Origin of the sequence: Pseudomonas sp. WS 5011 (assembly GCF_012985775.1) — a bacterium.
GTDB lineage: Bacteria > Pseudomonadota > Gammaproteobacteria > Pseudomonadales > Pseudomonadaceae > Aquipseudomonas > Aquipseudomonas peli.
Genome location: NZ_JAAQXA010000021.1, coordinates 1 through 18,312, shown reverse-complemented (window position 1 = coordinate 18,312; position 18,312 = coordinate 1). Strand labels below are relative to the sequence as shown.

The 18,312-nt window shown below is 61.3% G+C and carries 13 protein-coding genes and 1 pseudogene; all 14 read left to right on the top strand.

Annotated elements, in window-relative coordinates:
• Positions 1-72 precede the first annotated feature (72 nt).
• A complete protein-coding gene (locus tag HBN63_RS18255) occupies positions 73-249 on the top strand; it encodes a hypothetical protein (RefSeq protein ID WP_003244646.1) in 177 nt (58 codons plus the stop codon).
• Between the two features lie 60 nt (positions 250-309).
• Complete coding sequence (locus tag HBN63_RS18250) at positions 310-3,264, top strand: sensor histidine kinase (RefSeq protein ID WP_170050398.1); 2,955 nt, start codon at positions 310-312, stop codon at positions 3,262-3,264.
• 76 nt (positions 3,265-3,340) lie between these two features.
• Positions 3,341-4,768 (top strand): sigma-54 dependent transcriptional regulator, encoded by a 1,428-nt coding sequence (locus tag HBN63_RS18245; RefSeq protein WP_170050397.1) that lies wholly within the window; start codon positions 3,341-3,343, stop codon positions 4,766-4,768.
• A 699-nt stretch (positions 4,769-5,467) separates the two neighbouring features.
• Positions 5,468-6,874 (top strand): polynucleotide adenylyltransferase PcnB, encoded by a 1,407-nt coding sequence (locus HBN63_RS18240; RefSeq protein WP_170050396.1) that lies wholly within the window; start codon positions 5,468-5,470, stop codon positions 6,872-6,874.
• On the top strand, positions 6,874-7,371 hold the full coding sequence (gene folK / locus HBN63_RS18235) for a 2-amino-4-hydroxy-6-hydroxymethyldihydropteridine diphosphokinase (protein ID WP_170050395.1): 498 nt from the start codon (positions 6,874-6,876) through the stop codon (positions 7,369-7,371). The genes HBN63_RS18240 and folK overlap by 1 nt, the downstream gene beginning before the upstream one ends.
• Positions 7,372-7,607: 236 nt before the next feature.
• Positions 7,608-8,408 (top strand): 3-methyl-2-oxobutanoate hydroxymethyltransferase, encoded by an 801-nt coding sequence (gene panB, locus HBN63_RS18230; protein WP_160088666.1) that lies wholly within the window; start codon positions 7,608-7,610, stop codon positions 8,406-8,408.
• A complete protein-coding gene (gene panC / locus HBN63_RS18225) occupies positions 8,405-9,265 on the top strand; it encodes a pantoate--beta-alanine ligase (RefSeq protein ID WP_170050394.1) in 861 nt (286 codons plus the stop codon). The genes panB and panC overlap by 4 nt, the downstream gene beginning before the upstream one ends.
• A 107-nt stretch (positions 9,266-9,372) precedes the next feature.
• Positions 9,373-11,037, top strand: coding sequence for a glucose-6-phosphate isomerase (gene pgi, locus HBN63_RS18220; RefSeq protein ID WP_170050429.1), 1,665 nt, complete (start codon positions 9,373-9,375; stop codon positions 11,035-11,037).
• Positions 11,038-11,131: 94 nt separating this feature from the next.
• Positions 11,132-13,069: an acetate--CoA ligase gene (gene acs / locus HBN63_RS18215; RefSeq protein ID WP_170050393.1), complete on the top strand. Its 1,938-nt coding sequence runs from the start codon at positions 11,132-11,134 to the stop codon at positions 13,067-13,069.
• Between the two features lie 70 nt (positions 13,070-13,139).
• Positions 13,140-14,018 carry an oxygenase MpaB family protein gene (locus HBN63_RS18210; RefSeq protein ID WP_170050392.1) on the top strand — a complete coding sequence of 293 codons (879 nt, stop codon included), beginning with the start codon at positions 13,140-13,142 and terminating at the stop codon, positions 14,016-14,018.
• A 95-nt stretch (positions 14,019-14,113) separates the two neighbouring features.
• Positions 14,114-15,295, top strand: a complete 1,182-nt coding sequence (locus tag HBN63_RS18205; RefSeq protein WP_170050391.1) for an acetyl-CoA C-acetyltransferase — start codon at positions 14,114-14,116, stop codon at positions 15,293-15,295.
• Positions 15,296-15,473: 178 nt separating this feature from the next.
• A complete protein-coding gene (locus HBN63_RS18200; RefSeq protein ID WP_170050388.1) occupies positions 15,474-15,653 on the top strand; it encodes a hypothetical protein in 180 nt (59 codons plus the stop codon).
• A gap of 119 nt (positions 15,654-15,772) precedes the next feature.
• Complete coding sequence (locus HBN63_RS18195; protein WP_170050390.1) at positions 15,773-16,789, top strand: class I SAM-dependent methyltransferase; 1,017 nt, start codon at positions 15,773-15,775, stop codon at positions 16,787-16,789.
• 102 nt (positions 16,790-16,891) lie between these two features.
• Positions 16,892-18,190: pseudogene (locus HBN63_RS18190) on the top strand (DUF748 domain-containing protein); the annotation flags it as partial.
• Between the last annotated feature and the right edge of the window lie 122 nt (positions 18,191-18,312).

The following is an 18,312-nucleotide window of genomic DNA, read 5'->3' as shown; positions in this document are numbered from 1 at the left end:
CACCGCCCGACCAATAGCCCAGAGCGTCGCGCATCCGTTACCATCGCCGGCAATTAAGCGAAGAGATGCGGCATGTATATCTATCGATTGGTACTGATCCTGGTGGTGGGGATCTACCTGTTCTCCCCGGCCATCATGGACTGGTGGATCGACCCCAATGGGGCCTGGTACCGCCCCTACCTGCTGTGGCTGATCCTGATAGTCGTGACCTTCATTCTTCAGAGTCAGCGTGATGCCGATGAGCTCTGACCTGTTGCGGCGCGACGTACGTGACCGCTCCTTACCCTTATTCGCTTCAGAGCCAACGTGATGCTGACGAGCTTTAGCCTGAGCCAGCTGATTCTGATCAGCGCTGCCTACCTTCTTATTCTGTTCGGCGTGGCCTGGATCAGTGAACGTGGCCTGATTCCGCGCTGGGTGATTCGTCACCCACTGACCTACACCCTGTCGCTCGGCGTATACGCCAGCGCCTGGGCCTTCTACGGCACGGTGGGGTTGGCCTATCAATATGGCTACGGCTTCCTCGCCAGTTACCTGGGGGTGTCTGGAGCCTTTCTGCTGGCGCCGGTGCTGCTCTACCCGATCCTGCGTATCACCCGCACCTACCAGCTGTCATCGCTGGCCGACCTGTTTGCCTTCCGTTTTCGCAGCACCTGGGCCGGCGCGCTGACCACGGTGTTTATGCTGATCGGCGTACTGCCGCTACTGGCTCTACAGATTCAGGCGGTGGCCGATTCCATCGGCATCCTCACCCGCGAGCCGGTGCAGGAGCGCGTAGCGTTGGCCTACTGCGGGCTGATCATCCTGTTCACCATCCTGTTCGGCGCCCGGCATATCGCCACCCGCGAGAAGCACGAAGGCCTGGTGTTCGCCATCGCCTTTGAGTCGGTGGTCAAACTGGTGGCCATTAGCGCCATCGGTCTGTATGCCCTGTACGGTGTGTTCGACGGTCCGCAGGACCTGCAATCCTGGCTGGTGCAGAACCAGTCGTCGCTGACCAGCCTGCACACGCCGCTGCAGGAAGGCCCATGGCGTACCCTGTTGCTGGTGTTCTTCGCCTCGGCGATCGTCATGCCGCACATGTACCACATGACCTTTACCGAGAACCTCAACCCGCGCGCCATGGTCAGCGCCAGTTGGGGCCTACCGTTGTTTCTGCTGCTGATGAGCTTGGCGGTGCCGCTGATTCTCTGGGCCGGCCTCAAGCTGGGTGCAACCACCAACCCGGAATACTTCACCCTCGGCGTCGGCATCGCGGTGAATAGCCAGACCCTGGCACTGATTGCCTATGTCGGCGGCCTGTCGGCTTCCAGCGGGTTAATCATCGTCACCACCCTGGCGCTGTCCGGCATGGTGCTCAACCATGTGGTTTTGCCGCTGTATCAACCGCCGTCGGAAGGCAATATCTACCGCTGGTTGAAGTGGACACGGCGCGCACTGATCCTGCTGGTGATCATGGCCGGCTACGGCTTCTATTTACTGCTCGGTGCCGAACAGGACCTGGCCAACCTCGGCATCGTCGCCTTCGTCGCCACCCTGCAATTCCTCCCCGGCGTTCTGTCGGTGTTGTACTGGCCCGCCGCCAATCGCAAAGGCTTTATTGCCGGCTTGCTGGCGGGGATCGCCGTATGGGTGGTGAGCATGCTGTTGCCGATGCTCGGCAACCTGCAGGGCCTGTATCTGCCCTGGTTCAACGTCATTTATGTGCTGGATGACAGCAGTTGGCACCTGGCCGCCATCGGCTCATTGGCCGCTAACGTGCTGGTGTTCACCCTGGTGTCACTGTTCACCGAAGCCAGCCCGGAAGAAAAGAGCGCCGCAGAAGCCTGCGCGGTGGATAACGTGCGCCGCCCGCAACGCCGCGAACTGCTGGCGGCCTCACCGCAAGAATTCGCTGCGCAACTGGCCAAACCCCTGGGCGCCAAGACCGCCCAGCACGAGGTGGAGCAAGCCCTGCGCGACCTGCATTTACCGTTCGATGAAGGTCGCCCTTATGCCCTGCGCCGCCTGCGCGACCGCATCGAGGCCAACCTGTCCGGGCTGATGGGCCCCAGCGTGGCCCAGGACATCGTCGAAACCTTCCTGCCCTATAAAGCTGGCAGCGAAACCTACGTCACCGAGGACATCCACTTTATCGAGAACCGCCTTGAGGACTACCACTCGCGCCTCACCGGTCTCGCCGCCGAACTCGACACCCTGCGCCGCTATCACCGCCAGACCCTGCAGGAACTGCCGATGGGCGTCTGCTCGCTGGCCAAGGATCAGGAGATCCTGATGTGGAACAAGGCCATGGAAGAACTCACCGAAATCCCCGCGCAGCGTGTGGTCGGCTCACGCCTGAACACTTTGGCCGAGCCCTGGCGTGGGCTGCTGGAGCGGTTTATCGAACTGCCCGACGAACACTTGCACAAACAGCGCCTGGCCTTGGACGGCCAAACGCGCTGGCTCAACCTGCACAAAGCGGCCATCGACGAGCCACTGGCCCCCGGCAACAGCGGCCTGGTACTGCTGGTTGAAGACCTCACCGAAACGCAGATGCTGGAAGATAAGCTGGTGCACTCCGAGCGACTCGCCTCCATTGGTCGTCTGGCTGCCGGCGTGGCGCATGAGATTGGCAACCCGATCACCGGCATCGCCTGCCTGGCGCAGAACCTGCGCGAAGAACGCGAAGGTGACCCCGAGCTGACCGAGATCAGCGAGCAGATCATCGAGCAGACCAAGCGCGTGTCGCGCATCGTTCAATCGCTGATGAGCTTTGCCCATTCCGGCAGCCACCAGCACAGCGAGGAGCCGGTGTGTCTGGCCCAGGTGGCCCAGGATGCGATTGCCCTGCTGGCGCTCAACCGGCGCAGCGTTGAAGTGCAGTTTTTCAATCTCTGCGACTCCGATCATTGGGTGGTGGGTGACCCGCAACGCCTGGCCCAGGTGCTGATCAACCTGCTGTCAAACGCCCGCGATGCCTCACCGCCGGGCAGTGCGATCCGGGTCAAGAGCGAACGTTTCGAGCACACCGTAGACCTGATCGTCGAGGACGAAGGCAGCGGTATTCCCAAGGCTATCATCGACCGTTTGTTCGAACCCTTCTTCACCACCAAGGACCCGGGCAAAGGTACGGGACTGGGCCTTGCACTGGTCTATTCGATTGTGGAAGAGCATTATGGACAGATAACAATCGACAGCCCGGCCGACCCCGAGCTTCAACGCGGCACCCGCATTAGGGTCAGCCTGCCGAGGCATGTCGAGGCGACGTCCATAGCGACTTAAACCAGCTACCAGCGAGCATGCCTGCCAGGCCCTTTAGCCCAGCGGCATGCCCCGAGACCGTCGAGAGACCGAATTGATGCCTCATATTTTGATCGTCGAAGACGAAACCATTATCCGCTCTGCCTTGCGTCGCCTGCTGGAACGTAACCAATACGAAGTCAGCGAGGCCGGCTCGGTGCAAGAAGCGCAAGAACGCTTCAGCATCCCCAGCTTCGACCTGATCGTCAGCGACCTGCGCCTACCGGGCGCACCCGGCACCGAGCTAATCAAGCTCGGCCAGGGCACGCCGGTGCTGATCATGACCAGCTACGCCAGCCTGCGTTCGGCGGTCGACTCGATGAAAATGGGCGCGGTGGATTACATCGCCAAGCCCTTCGACCACGACGAAATGCTCCAGGCCGTCGCGCGCATCCTGCGCGATCACCAGCAGGCCAAGAGCGCTCCAGCCCCCGCCACCGGCACAACAAAAGCCAGCGCCGATAAGGTGGTGGACAACAGCAACGGCGAAATCGGCATCATCGGCTCCTGCGCGGCTATGCAGGAGATGTACAGCAAGATCCGCAAGGTCGCGCCCACTGATTCCAACGTACTGATTCAAGGCGAGTCCGGCACCGGTAAAGAACTGGTCGCCCGCGCTCTGCACAACCTTTCGCGCCGTGCCAAAGCGCCGCTGATTTCAGTGAACTGCGCCGCCATCCCCGAATCGCTGATCGAGTCCGAGCTATTCGGCCATGAGAAAGGTGCCTTTACTGGCGCCAGCGCCGGCCGAGCGGGTTTGGTCGAAGCCGCTGACGGCGGCACCTTGTTCCTTGATGAAATCGGTGAACTGCCTCTCGAGGCCCAGGCACGCCTACTGCGCGTACTGCAGGAAGGCGAAATCCGCCGGGTCGGCTCGGTGCAATCACAGAAGGTCGATGTGCGCTTGATCGCCGCGACTCACCGTGACTTGAAAAGCCTGTCGAAGATTGGCCAATTTCGCGAAGACCTGTATTACCGCCTGCATGTGATTGCCCTAAAACTGCCCGCACTGCGTGAACGCGGCGCTGACGTAAGTGAAATCGCCCGCGCCTTCCTGGTGCGCCAAAGCACCCGCCAGGGCCGCCCGGAATTGAGCTTTGCTGCCGATGCTGAACAAGCGATTCGCCATTACCCCTGGCCGGGTAACGTGCGTGAACTAGAAAACGCCATCGAACGCGCAGTGATTCTCTGTGAAGGCAATAGCATCTCGGCCGAACTACTGGGCATCGATATTGAACTGGATGACCTGGAAGACGACTTCACCGGCCTGCCCGCACAAAGCGGCGGCCTGGGGCATGAGCCGAGCGAACCTACTGAAGACCTGTCGTTGGAGGATTACTTCCAGCACTTCGTTCTCGAGCACCAGGACCATATGACCGAGACCGAACTGGCACGCAAACTCGGCATCAGCCGCAAATGTTTGTGGGAGCGCCGCCAGCGCCTCGGTATCCCACGGCGTAAATCCTCAGGAGCAACCGCGGGCTAGAGCGGCGCGCCAAGGTGACAGATGCGCCCGCAAGAGGTTCCCTCACCTGTTACCCCTTCAACACTTAGTAACAAAAGCCGGGTCTTACGGTAACGAGAACCCGGCTTTTTTGTGCCACATCGTGCCTCACACAAACAATCAAGCCGTTGATTTTAAAGGGATTTAAAAAACTGGCACGGGGTATGCTTTAGGGTCAGTACAACAACAATAACAAAACGTTCCAACCCTAATAAAAATAAGACGTACCGACTCCAGCACAATAAAAACAACAACGCGGAGGCGCAGCTAACTGATTCTTTTGGAAAGGACTTGCCGTTGGGGTACGCCCCATAACCAGGCTGAGAACAATAAAACTGCCCCAAGGCAGCGCCAATACTGGTTAGGTCACACCGTGATCATTGCAGCGTCAGCATCCAAAGCAATCCGTTTGCTCTTGATTCCCAGCTTGGGAAGTTTTCCAAAAGTCCTTGACTGGATGGAACGGGTAAATCAACAAAAACAACAAGCCCGCCATAATAATAAAAACAGAGCACGCACCAATTTGGGGGGGAGCTTCGGCTCCCCCAGTAGCTTCAAATCCCCCGCCTGCCGCCCTTTCCTGTCGTTTCCTCCATCAATCGTCGACTCAATGCTAGAATCCGCGCCATTCCTGCGGCCGGCATATACTCTGGCCAGTCATTTAGTCAAACAGTGCCTCCCATGCTGAAAAAGCTGTTCAAGTCCTTTCGTACCCCTGCCCGCCGTGGCAACCATTCACACAGCACGCCTGAAGTGCTGAGCAGCAGCCAGCACCCGATCGAACGTGGTGAAATCAGCCGCTATGCCATCAGCGTGGTCGAACGCCTTCAGCAGGCTGGCTACCAAGCGTATCTGGTCGGCGGTTGCGTACGCGATCTGCTGCTAGACATTGACCCCAAGGATTTCGACGTGGCCACCAGCGCCACGCCCGAGCAAGTGCGCGCCGAATTTCGTAACGCCCGGGTCATTGGCCGCCGCTTCAAGCTGGTTCACGTGCACTTCGGCCGTGAAATCATTGAGGTCGCCACCTTCCGCGCCAATCACCCGGAAGGCGAGGAAGAAGAAAACAGCAACCTGTCCTCGCGTAACGAGAGCGGACGCATTCTGCGTGACAATGTGTATGGCAGCCTGGAAGACGACGCCCAGCGTCGCGACTTCACTATCAATGCGCTGTATTACGACCCGAGCACCGAGCGCATCCTCGATTACGCCAATGGCGTGCACGACATCCGCAACCACCTGATCCGCCTGATCGGTGATCCGACTCAGCGCTACCAGGAAGACCCGGTGCGCATGCTGCGTGCAGTACGTTTTGCCGCCAAGCTGGATTTCGACATCGAGAAACACAGCGCCGCGCCGATCTACAAACTGGCCCCGCTGCTAGGCGGCATCCCCGCTGCGCGCCTATTCGATGAAGTACTCAAGCTGTTTCTCGCCGGCTACGCGGTGTACACCTACGAGCTGCTGGTGGATTACGGCCTGTTCGGCCAGCTGTTCCCGGCCAGCGCCGAGGCGCTGAAACTCAACCCGGATTACACCGACCAGTTGATCCGTAATGCGTTGGACAACACTGACCTACGCATTCATCAGGGCAGGACAGTCACCCCTGCGTTCCTCCTAGCAGCACTGCTGTGGCCAGCCCTGCCAGCCCGCGTGATCAAGCTGCAGGATCGCGGTATGCCGCCGATCCCGGCCATGCAGGAAGCTGCTCACGAACTTATCAGCGAACAGTGCCAGCGCATCGCGGTGCCCAAGCGCTTCACCATGCCGATCCGCGAAATCTGGGATATGCAGGAACGCCTGCCACGCCGCAGCGGCAAACGCGCCGATATGCTGCTGGAAAACCCACGCTTCCGCGCTGGCTACGACTTCCTGCTGCTGCGCGAAAGCGCAGGCGAGGAAACCGGTGGCCTGGGCGACTGGTGGACCCGCTATCAGGATGTCAGCGACAGCGAGCGGCGCAATATGATCCGCGACCTCAGCAACAAGGACGATGGCCCAGGTGCCCCCCGTAAGCGCAAACGCAATAACAGCAAGCGTAAACGTGGCCCGGCTGCTGAGAACTCGAGCAGTACAGCCGGCGAATAATGGAACGCGTCTATATCGGCCTGGGCAGTAACCTGGCCACACCGATCGAGCAACTGCGCAGCGCGCTGGCCGCCCTGGCCGCGCTGCCGCAGACAGATCTGATTGCCCAGTCATCCTTCTATAGCAGCGACCCATTGGGTCCTGCGGATCAACCGCGCTATGTAAATGCCGTGGCGGCACTGGATACCGAACTCCGTCCACTGGCCCTGCTTGATGCGCTGCAGACCATCGAATTGGAACAGGGCCGTACGCGCAAGGCCGAGCGTTGGGGGCCACGCACCCTCGACCTAGATATTTTGCTGTTCGGCGAACACTTACTGGATGAGCCGCGCCTGACCGTGCCGCACTACCATATGCACGCCCGCGCCTTTGTCCTCTACCCGCTGGCTGAGATCGCCCCCGACCTAAAGCTGCCGGATGGCCGCGCCCTGACAGAACTGCTTGGGGCTTGTCCTTATGCAGGGCTGGAACGCCTCAGCGAAACAGAGTTGACCTGAACTCCGGACAACTTCGACTACTGGGTCATGCAGCCGCAGCAGTAATAACCCTACCTGCGACCAGACACATTGGCGGTAACGGCAGTAACAAGCCGGTAACACCTGCAATTGACTTCGAGCCCCCCCATCAGGACTATAGGCGTCCCGTTGCCCCGCACCGGTGCAATTCGAGGCCAATGCAGGCCAACTTGAAGCAGCACAACTGCTGACTGAACGCCTGAGTGAGGACAGTTTTCATGCCTGATGTAACCCTGACCACCCTGCAAAGCCTCAAGCAGAGCGGCGAGAAAATCGCCATGCTGACCTGCTATGACGCCACGTTCGCCCAGACGGCCTGCCAGGCCGGCGTCGATGTGCTGCTGGTGGGCGATTCGCTCGGCATGGTCTTGCAAGGCCATGACAGCACGCTGCCCGTCACTGTCGCCGAAATGGCGTACCACACCGCCAGCGTCAAACGTGGTAACCAGGGCGCGCTGATTCTCGCCGATCTGCCCTTTATGGCCTACGCCACCCTTGAGCAAGCCCTGAACAACAGCGCGGCACTGATGCAAGCCGGCGCCCACATGGTCAAGCTCGAAGGTGCAGCCTGGCTCGCCGAGCCAATTCGTCAACTGGCTGAGCGCGGCGTACCCGTATGCGCCCATCTCGGCCTCACCCCGCAGGCGGTGAATATCCTCGGTGGTTATAAGGTGCAAGGCCGCCAGGAAGCCCAAGCGCGGCAGATGCGCGCTGACGCAATGGCACTGGAACAAGCCGGCGCGGCGATGCTGCTGCTGGAATGCGTACCCAGCGAACTGGCCGCTGAAATCAGCCAAGCCGTGAAGATCCCAGTTATCGGCATTGGCGCCGGCGTTGCCACCGACGGTCAGGTGTTGGTCCTGCATGACATGCTTGGGCTTTCACTCAGCGGCCGCACGCCAAAATTCGTGAAGAACTTTATGGCCGGCCAGAGCAGCATCCAGAACGCCATCAGTGCGTACGTCAAAGCGGTCAAAGACCAGAGTTTCCCAGCAGCCGAACACGGATTTTCTGCATGAACACAGTTAAAAGCGTGCGCGAGTTGCGCGCCGCTGTCGCCCAGGCCCGTGCCGAAGGCAAACAGATCGCCTTCGTCCCGACCATGGGCAACCTGCATGCCGGTCACGCCGCACTGGTGGAAAAAGCCGCTCAGCGCGCCGATTTCGTAGTCGCCAGCATCTTCGTCAATCCCTTGCAGTTCGGCCCCAGCGAAGACCTCGACAAATACCCGCGCACCCTGCTCGCCGATCAGGAAAAGCTGGTCGAAGCAGGCTGCCATCTGCTGTTCACCCCGGATGTCGAGGAAATGTACCCGCACGGTATGGACGGCCAGACCCGTGTCAGCGTACCGGGCGTGTCTGAAGGCCTCTGCGGCGCTAGCCGCCCAGGCCACTTTGAGGGCGTTGCGACCGTAGTCAGCAAGTTGTTCAACATGGTGCAGCCGGATCTGGCGATTTTTGGCCAGAAGGATTTCCAGCAGCTGGCGGTGATCCGCACCTTAGTGCGTGACCTCAATATGCCGATCCAGATTATCGGCGAGCCGACGGTGCGGGCCGACGATGGCCTGGCGCTGTCCTCGCGCAACGGTTACCTGAATACGGCACAGCGTGAAGTTGCGCCGGTGCTGTACCGTACCCTGCAAGAGATGGCCACAGCGATTCGCGCCGGTGAGCGTGATTACGCCAAACTGGTCGCCGCTGCACAGCAGCAACACAGCGCCGCAGGCTTTAGCCCGGATTATCTGGAAGTACGCGAAGCCAACAGCCTGCGTCCGGCCACCGCTGATGATCGCCGCCTGGTCATACTGCTGGCCGCGTTTATTGGCAGCACCCGGTTGATCGACAACCTGGCGTTCGACCTCGATACTCCAGGCTGATCCACGGTGTAGATGCTGGCCCAACACCCGCCAGTTACACTCAAGGCCCGGATAACTCCGGGCTTTTTTGCATGATTCGCCGCACCCAAAACAAGGAACACGCACCAATGGCCTACTTCCAGCAAACGCATGACGTCACCAGCCTGCCCGCCTGGCAGGCGCTGCGCGAGCAGCGCGAGCAGATGAACGACTTCAGCATGCGCGAGGCCTTTGCCCGTGACCCGCAACGTTTTACCCGTTTTTCCCTGAGCAGCAGCGGTCTGCTGCTGGACTACTCAAAGAACCTGATCGACGAAAAAACCCTGGAACTATTGGTGCAGCTGGCTGAACAAGCCCAGCTGCCAGCGTCCATTCACGCCCTGTTCAGCGGCGATAAGGTCAATGCCTCTGAAGGGCGTGCAGCCCTGCATACAGCCCTGCGCAGCCCGATTGGCCGCACCCTGAAACTCGACGGCGTCGACCTGATTCCGCAAGTGCACCGCGTACTGCATCAGATGACCGAATTGGTCAGCCGCGTGCACAGCGGCCTGTGGCGCGGCTACAGCGACAAACCGATCACCGAAGTGGTGAACATTGGTATTGGCGGTTCATTCCTCGGCCCGCAGTTGGTGTCCGAAGCACTGCGGCCCTTTACCCAGCGCGGCGTGCGCTGTCATTACCTGGCGAATATCGACGGCAGCGAGTTCCGTGAACTGACGGCGCGCCTGAACCCACAGACCACGCTGTTTATTGTCTCGTCCAAATCCTTCGGCACGTTGGAAACCCTGAAAAACGCCCTGGCCGCACGCGACTGGTACCTGGCCCTGGGCGGCCCGGAAGCCGAGCTGCACAAGCACTTTATTGCGGTGACCAGCAACCAGAAGGCTGCGATCGAATTCGGTATCAAGGCGGAAAATATCTTCCCGATGTGGGACTGGGTCGGCGGGCGTTACTCACTGTGGTCGGCCATCGGCCTGCCGATTGCCCTGGCCATCGGCATCTCTAACTTCAAAGAACTGCTGGCCGGCGCCTACGCCATGGACCAGCATTTCACCCAGGCGCCGCTGGCGGAAAACATGCCCGTCCTGATGGCCATGCTGGGGATCTGGTACGGCAACTTCTGGGGTGCGAAAAGCCAGGCAATCCTGCCTTACGACCACTACCTGCGTAACTTCACCAAACACCTGCAGCAGTTGGACATGGAATCCAACGGCAAAAGCGTGCGCCAGGACGGCAGCCCCGTGGACTTCAGCACCGGCCCCGTGATCTGGGGCGGCGTGGGCTGTAACGGCCAACACGCTTATCACCAGTTGCTGCACCAGGGTACCGAGCTGATCCCAGCGGACTTTATCGTCCCGGTTAATAGCTTCAGCCCGCTGGCTGACCACCATCAGTGGCTGTTTGCCAACTGCCTGTCTCAGAGCCAAGCCTTGATGCACGGCAAGACCCGCGAGGAAGCCGAAGCCGAACTGCGCGCCAAGGGTCTGGACGAGGCCGAAGTGCAACGTCTGGCACCGCACAAGGTGATCCCCGGTAACCGCCCGAGCAATATCCTCGCGCTCAACCGCGTCGACCCGTTCAACCTCGGCGCACTGGTCGCGCTGTATGAGCACAAGGTGTTTGTCCAAAGCGCCATCTGGGGCATCAACGCCTTCGACCAGTGGGGCGTCGAACTGGGCAAGGAGCTCGGCCAGGGCGTCTATCAACGCCTCACCGGCCAACTCGACGAGCCTGCCAGCGACGCCTCGACCCAGGGGCTGATCCAGCACTTCCGCGAGCGCCATCGCGGCTGATCGAAGCCGGCTAAGCACAAGGCCAGCACTTGAACCAAGCACCCGCTTGGTTCACCCTTACGAGCATTGCGGAACACAACAACAAGGACCCGCCATGTTCGAAATCACTCGCCACCCCGTGCCCGATGCCGTGCGCCAGCGCGCCCACCTGGATAACGACGACTACCTGCGTTTGTACCAGCAGTCGATCGAGCAACCGGAAACCTTCTGGGCCGAGCAGGCCAAGGCCTTTCTCGACTGGAGCAAACCCTGGGACAGCGTGCAGCAGGGCGACCTGCTCAGCGGCTCGGGCTCCTGGTTCAAGGGCGGGCAGCTGAACGTCAGCTACAACTGCATCGACCGCCACCTGCAGCAGCGCGGCGAGCAGATCGCGCTGATCTGGGAAGGCGACAACCCCAGCGAATCGGCACATATCACCTACAAGAAACTGCACCACAACGTCAGTCGCCTGGCCAACGTGCTGAAAAGCCGTGGAGTGAAAAAGGGCGACCGAGTGTGCATCTATATGCCGATGATCCCCGAGGCCACCTACGCCATGCTCGCCTGCACGCGCATCGGTGCGGTGCATTCGGTGGTGTTCGGCGGCTTCTCCCCTGACGCGCTGCGTGACCGCATTCTGGATGCCGATTGCCGCACGGTGATCACCGCCGATGAAGGCGTGCGCGGCGGCAAGTACGTGGCGCTCAAGGCCAATGTCGACAAGGCGCTGCAGAGCTGCCCGGCCGTCAATACGGTGGTGGTGGTCGAGCGTACCCAGGGCGAAATCGACTGGGTCGACGGCCGCGACATCTGGTATCACGAAGCCTTGCGTGAAGCCTCCGGCGACTGCCCGCCGGAGCCGATGGACGCCGAGGACCCGCTGTTTATCCTCTACACCTCAGGCAGCACCGGCAAACCCAAGGGCGTGCTGCACAGCACTGGCGGCTATCTGCTGATGGCGGCGATGACCCACAAGTACGTGTTCGACTACCACGAGGGCGATGTCTACTGGTGCACCGCCGACGTCGGCTGGGTCACCGGGCACAGCTATATCGTCTACGGCCCGCTGGCCAACGGCGCGACCAGCCTGATCTTCGAAGGTGTACCCAATTACCCCACCGCCTCGCGCTTCTGGCAGGTGATCGACAAGCATCAGGTAAACATCTTCTACACCGCACCCACCGCTTTGCGCGCGCTGATGCGTGAAGGCAGCGACCCGGTCGAATGCACCGAACGCACCAGCCTGCGCCTGCTCGGCAGCGTCGGCGAGCCGATCAACCCGGAAGCCTGGGAGTGGTATTACAACGTGGTCGGCGAGCGCCGCTGTCCGATCGTCGACACTTGGTGGCAGACCGAAACCGGCGCCATTCTGATCACCCCACTGCCCGGTGCCACCGACCTCAAACCGGGTTCGGCGACCCGGCCGTTCTTTGGCGTGCAGCCGGTGCTGCTGGATGAACAGGGCAAGGAGATTGAGGGCGCAGGCAGCGGCGTGCTAGCAATCAAGGACAGCTGGCCGAGCCAGATCCGCAGCGTCTACGGCGACCATCAACGGATGATCGATACTTATCTGAAGCCCTACCCCGGTTACTACTTCAGCGGCGACGGCGCACGCCGCGACGAGGACGGTTACTACTGGATCACCGGCCGGGTGGACGACGTGATCAACGTCTCCGGCCACCGCATTGGCACCGCCGAAGTGGAAAGCGCCCTGGTGCTGCATGACGCCGTCGCCGAAGCCGCCGTGGTCGGTTACCCGCACGACCTCAAAGGCCAGGGCATCTATGCCTTCGTCACACCGATGAACGGCGTGGAAATCAACGACGCGCTGAAGCAGGAACTGCTGGCCCTGGTTGGCAAGGAAATCGGCAGTTTCGCCAAGCCCGAGCTGATCCAGTGGGCGCCTGGCCTGCCGAAGACCCGCTCGGGCAAGATCATGCGGCGCATCCTGCGCAAGATCGCCTGCAACGAGCTGGAAAACATGGGCGACACCTCGACCCTGGCCGACCCTACAGTCGTGGACGGGTTGATCGAACAGCGCCTGAACCGATAACCGCGCCAGGATGTAGGGTGGATCGCTAAAGCGCGATCCACTCTACACCTGCAAGCGAACAGCCTATTCCATGGAATTTCTCCGTCGTCGCATTGAAAGCCAGGTCCTTAGCCTCAGCGGCGTCGCCTTGGGGCAAATCGACTTCGAAAAGCCCCAGGGCGACCCTGGCCTGTTCGGCCCCGACTCGGTGAGCTGGCAAGTGCATGGCGACTTCACCAGCATGCTGATCGGCGGCATCAGCGCACTACTGCTGCAAGCCTTGCATCCACTGGCGCTGGCCGGTGTGTGGGATCACTCGAACTTTCGTGAAGACCTGCTCGGCCGCCTGCGCCGCACCGGGCAGTTTATTTCCGGCACCACCTACGGTTCGCGCGCCGATGCCGACTGGCTGATCGACAAGGTCAAAACCATTCACCTGAAAGTCACAGGCACCGCTCCGGATGGCCGCGCCTATGCCGCCAGTGACCCGGCACTGCTGACCTGGGTGCACGTGGCCGAGGTGCACAGCTTCCTCCAGGCCCACCTGCGTTACCGCAACCCGCAGCTGAGCGAGGCCGATCAGGACCGCTATTACGCGGAAATCGCCCTGATCGCCGAACGTCTGGGTGCCACCCAGGTGCCGCGCTCACGTGCAGAAGTCGCCACTTACCTGACAGCCGTGCGCCCCGAGCTGCGCTGCGACGAACGCTCGCTGGAGATTCTACGAATCCTGCTCGGCGCGCCGGCCCCCAGCGCCCTCGCCGCTCCGGCGGCCAAGCTGCTGATGCAGGCCGGTATCGACCTGCTACCGGATTGGGCGCAGCAGATGCTCGGCCAGCAGATCAGCCCAGCGCGCAGCCGGGTGATCCACAGCGGCGTGCATAGCCTGGCCCCGGTGCTGCGCTGGGCGGTACGCGGCGGCGCGATCCACCGCGCACGCCGACGTCTGAACCTGCCGCCGCGCGGCTGACCGGTCGGTTCGCGCGCTGGCCGTAAACAAAGCCGCTGTGCCACCATAGCGACCTTTCGCGGCCAGCCGCGCCTGTCACTTGTGAGGATCGCGTTATGCAAGACGTCGTCATCGTTGCCGCCACCCGCACCGCCATCGGCAGCTTCCAGGGTTCGCTGGCCAATATCCCGGCACCGGAACTGGGCGCAGCGGTAATCCGCCGCCTGCTGGAACAGACCGGCCTGGACGGCGCGCAGGTCGACGAAGTGATCCTTGGCCAGGTACTCACCGCTGGCAGCGGGCAGAACCCGGCACGTCAGGCGGTGATCCTCGCCGGCCTGCCGCACGCCGTACCCGCACTGACCCTGAACAAGGTCTGCGGCTCGGGCCTGAAAGCCCTGCACCTGGGCGCTCAGGCGATCCGCTGCGGCGACGCCGAGGTGATCATCGCCGGCGGCATGGAAAACATGAGCCTGGCCCCCTACGTCATGCCTGGCGCGCGTACGGGCCTGCGCATGGGCCACGCCAAGCTGGTCGACACGATGATCACCGATGGCCTGTGGGACGCCTTCAACGACTACCACATGGGCATCACTGCCGAGAACCTGGTGGACAAGTACGAGATCAGCCGTGAAGCGCAGGACGCCTTCGCCGCTGCCTCGCAGCAGAAGGCCGTGGCCGCCATCGAAGCCGGGCGCTTCGTCGATGAAATCACCCCGATCATGATTCCCCAGCGTAAGGGCGAGCCAGTGGCCTTCGCCACCGACGAGCAACCACGCGCCGGCACCACCGCAGAGTCCCTGGGCAAACTGAAGCCGGCGTTCAAGAAGGATGGCAGCGTCACCGCCGGCAACGCCTCCAGCCTTAACGATGGCGCCGCCGCCGTGCTGCTGATGAGCGCAGAAAAGGCCAAGACCCTCGGCCTGCCGGTGCTGGCGAAGATCGCCAGCTACGCCAACGCCGGCGTCGACCCGGCGATCATGGGCATCGGCCCGGTCTCGGCGACCAAGCGCTGCCTAGAGAAAGCTGGCTGGCAACTGGCCGACCTCGACCTGATCGAAGCCAACGAAGCCTTCGCCGCCCAGGCCCTGTCGGTGGGCAAAGAGCTGAATTGGGATGCCAACAAGGTCAACGTCAACGGCGGCGCCATCGCCCTCGGCCACCCAATTGGTGGCTCTGGCTGCCGCGTGCTAGTGACCCTGCTGCACGAGATGATCAAACGCGATGCCAAAAAAGGCCTCGCCACTCTGTGCATCGGCGGCGGTCAGGGCGTGGCACTGGCGATCGAACGGGCCTGATAGCACCGCTCAGTGATTGCGACAAAAAAGCCGGCTCCCATCAATCAGGGGACCGGCTTTTTTATTTACCATCGACAGCAATGATGATTGCTATTGACCGCCTGTGTTTCTCAAGAGTCGGGCTGCGGCGCAACATTAGCCCCGTAGCCACTTACCCCACTCTTCCGAGGACACCCAGATGAACAAGTACCTGATCGCTTCCCTGCTTGCAGCCAGCCTGACCAGCAATGTTTTCGCCGCAGACGGCGCAGAACGCACCCTGAGCAACCGCATCGCTGCTGATGGTGCAGACCGCACTGGCGGCAACCGTATTGCTGCTGACGGCGCTGACCGCACAGGCATCAACCGCATCGTCTGATCGAATAACACTCGCAAATTAAAGGGCACCCTAGGGTGCCCTTGCTGTTTTTGCCGAGCCTGCGTCCCGGCAGGTGAATCTTGATAAACTGCGCGCCCTCCTTTTTCGAGTCGCCGCGCATGCCCTCTCTCGATCAGGCGCTGCGCGCCGCATTGCATAACCGTCAAGACCTGCTGGCCGAGCTGCATCAGCAAAGTACCGACTGCTATCGCCTGTTTCATGGCAGCCAAGAAGGCGCAGGCGGCCTGACCGTCGACCGTTACGGCCCGCAAATACTGGTACAAAGCTTCCACCAGAGCCTGAGTCGCGACGAACTGCTGCAACTGGCCGAACAGTGCCAGACCAGCCTCGGCACACAACTGCTACTGGTCTACAACGACCGCTCCCAGGGCAACTCGCGGATCGACCGCACTGATGCTGTCTACCAGGCCGAGCCTGCTGCACTGGAAGACCTGATCGGCCATGAATGGGGTCTCAACTACCGCGTACGTAGCCGCCATGCTGGGCAGGACCCGCTGCTGTTTCTTGACCTGCGCAACGCCCGCGGCTGGGTCAAAGCGCACAGCGCCAGTAAATCCGTACTCAACCTGTTCGCCTACACCTGTGGCGTCGGCCTGAGTGCAGCTGCAGGCGGTGCCCGCGAGGTGCTCAATCTGGATTTTGCCGAGGGTAACCTAGCAGTCGGCCGCGAGAATGGCGCACTCAATCCGCAGCTGACTCCCATGCAGTTTGTGCAATCAGACTACTTTCCGGCGATTCGCCAACTAGCCGGGTTGCCGATCAACGCCCGTCGCGGGCAGAAGCTGCCGCACTATCCGCGCCTTGAGCAACGTCAGTTTGATCTGGTACTGCTCGACCCACCCGCCTGGGCCAAGAGCGCTTTCGGCACCGTCGACCTGCTGCGTGATTACCAGAGCCTGCTCAAGCCGGCGGTCCTCGCCACCGCCGATGATGGTGTGCTGATCTGCTGCAACAACTTGGCAAAAGTCGCCATGGCCGATTGGCGGGAGCAGGTGCTGCGCTGCGCAGAAAAGCTCGGCCGCCCGGTGCGCGATTGGCAGGTGCTGGCGCCGGCAAGCGACTTCCCCTCACAAGATGGCCAGCCACCGCTGAAAACCCTAATCCTGCAGTTCTGATCCACGCGCAAGTTCGCAGAAAATCCCCGCGCAGAGCCTCTGCGGAACTGCACACGCGTGCCATACTCCAAGGCACTTCTCGTCGGGATAGATGACGTTTTTATGCTTAAAGGAATAAAGCGCGCTGCCAGCGCCATTGCCATCGCCGTTGCCCTCTACAGCCTGCTGGGCTTTCTGATTCTGCCCGGTATCGGCCTGCGCATCGCCAACCAGCAGTTGGCGCACTACGCCGAAGTACCCGCTACACTGCAGCGCCTGCAACTCAACCCGTTCAGCCTTGAGCTCAGCCTCTGGGGCCTGCAGATTGGCGAAGCCGAACAGCAACAGATCGCCTTCGAACGCCTGTACGCCAACCTGCAACTCGACAGCCTGTGGAACGGCGTGCTGCACCTGGCCGATATCGAGCTGGACAAGCCGCACAGTGAAGTGCTGTTCGGCAAGGATGGCAGACTCAATCTAACGCAACTGTTTAACGTCCCGCCTAGCACCGAGCCGGCGGTTGAAGAGCCGGCCGGCGAGCCGTTCCCGCTGCGTATTTCGCGGATCAAGCTGAGTGGCGGCAACGTGCATTTTCAGGACCTGCGCCCCAGCGAGCCGATCGAGTTTATTTACGACGACCTCAATTTCGAGTTGTTCAACCTCAGCACCCTGCCTGACGACAATGCCGACATGAGCCTGATCGCCACAGGCCCCACCGGCGGGCGCATCGACTGGACCGGGCGCATCAGCCTGGTGCCAATCAGCTCCAGCGGCAGTCTGAAAGTCACTGACGGCAAACTTAAAGCCATCTGGCCCTATGTGCGCGATGCGGTGCCGCTGGTCCTGGAGGACGGCACCGTCAATATGAGCAGCGACTACAGCCTGAACCTGGCTAAAGGCACCGAACTACTGCTGAGCAATACCCAACTCAGCGTCAGCAGCTTTGCCATCAAGAGCCCGGCGGATAAAGCGTTGCTGCGCCTGGAAAGTCTGGATATAAGCGAAACCAGCGTGGACCTGGCTAAGCAGCAGGTCATCGTCGGCAAGATTCGGAGCCAGAAGCTGGAAACCTGGGCTGCACGCGAGGCCGATGGCCAGCTCGACTGGCAGAAGCTGCTGGCCGGCCAACCCGCCAAACCAGCTCCAGCTCCAGCTCCAGCTCCAGCTCCAGCTCCAAATGAGGGTGGCTCAGGCTCCGCAGCCACGGAAGCCGAACCGGCAAAAGAGCCAAGCGAACCGACCACCGCAGAGCAATCCGCTGACCTGGAAACCGCCACTGCCGACCAGCCGGAAGAGCCCAGCAAACCCTGGCAGGTAATCCTGCGTGACGTGCAACTGCGCGACTATCAGGTGCATCTGGCCGACCGCGCCGGCGGCGCGGAAGTCAAAATAGACCTGGCCCCGCTTAATCTCGACCTAAGGATGGTCTGAAAAAGCCCTGTATTTCAGGCTGACTTCAGCCCCTGCCGATTTTGAAAGCGGCAAACCGATCAAAAACGACCAGATCACCCGCTAATTTCTGTATTTCTAACCGCCGCGAGCAC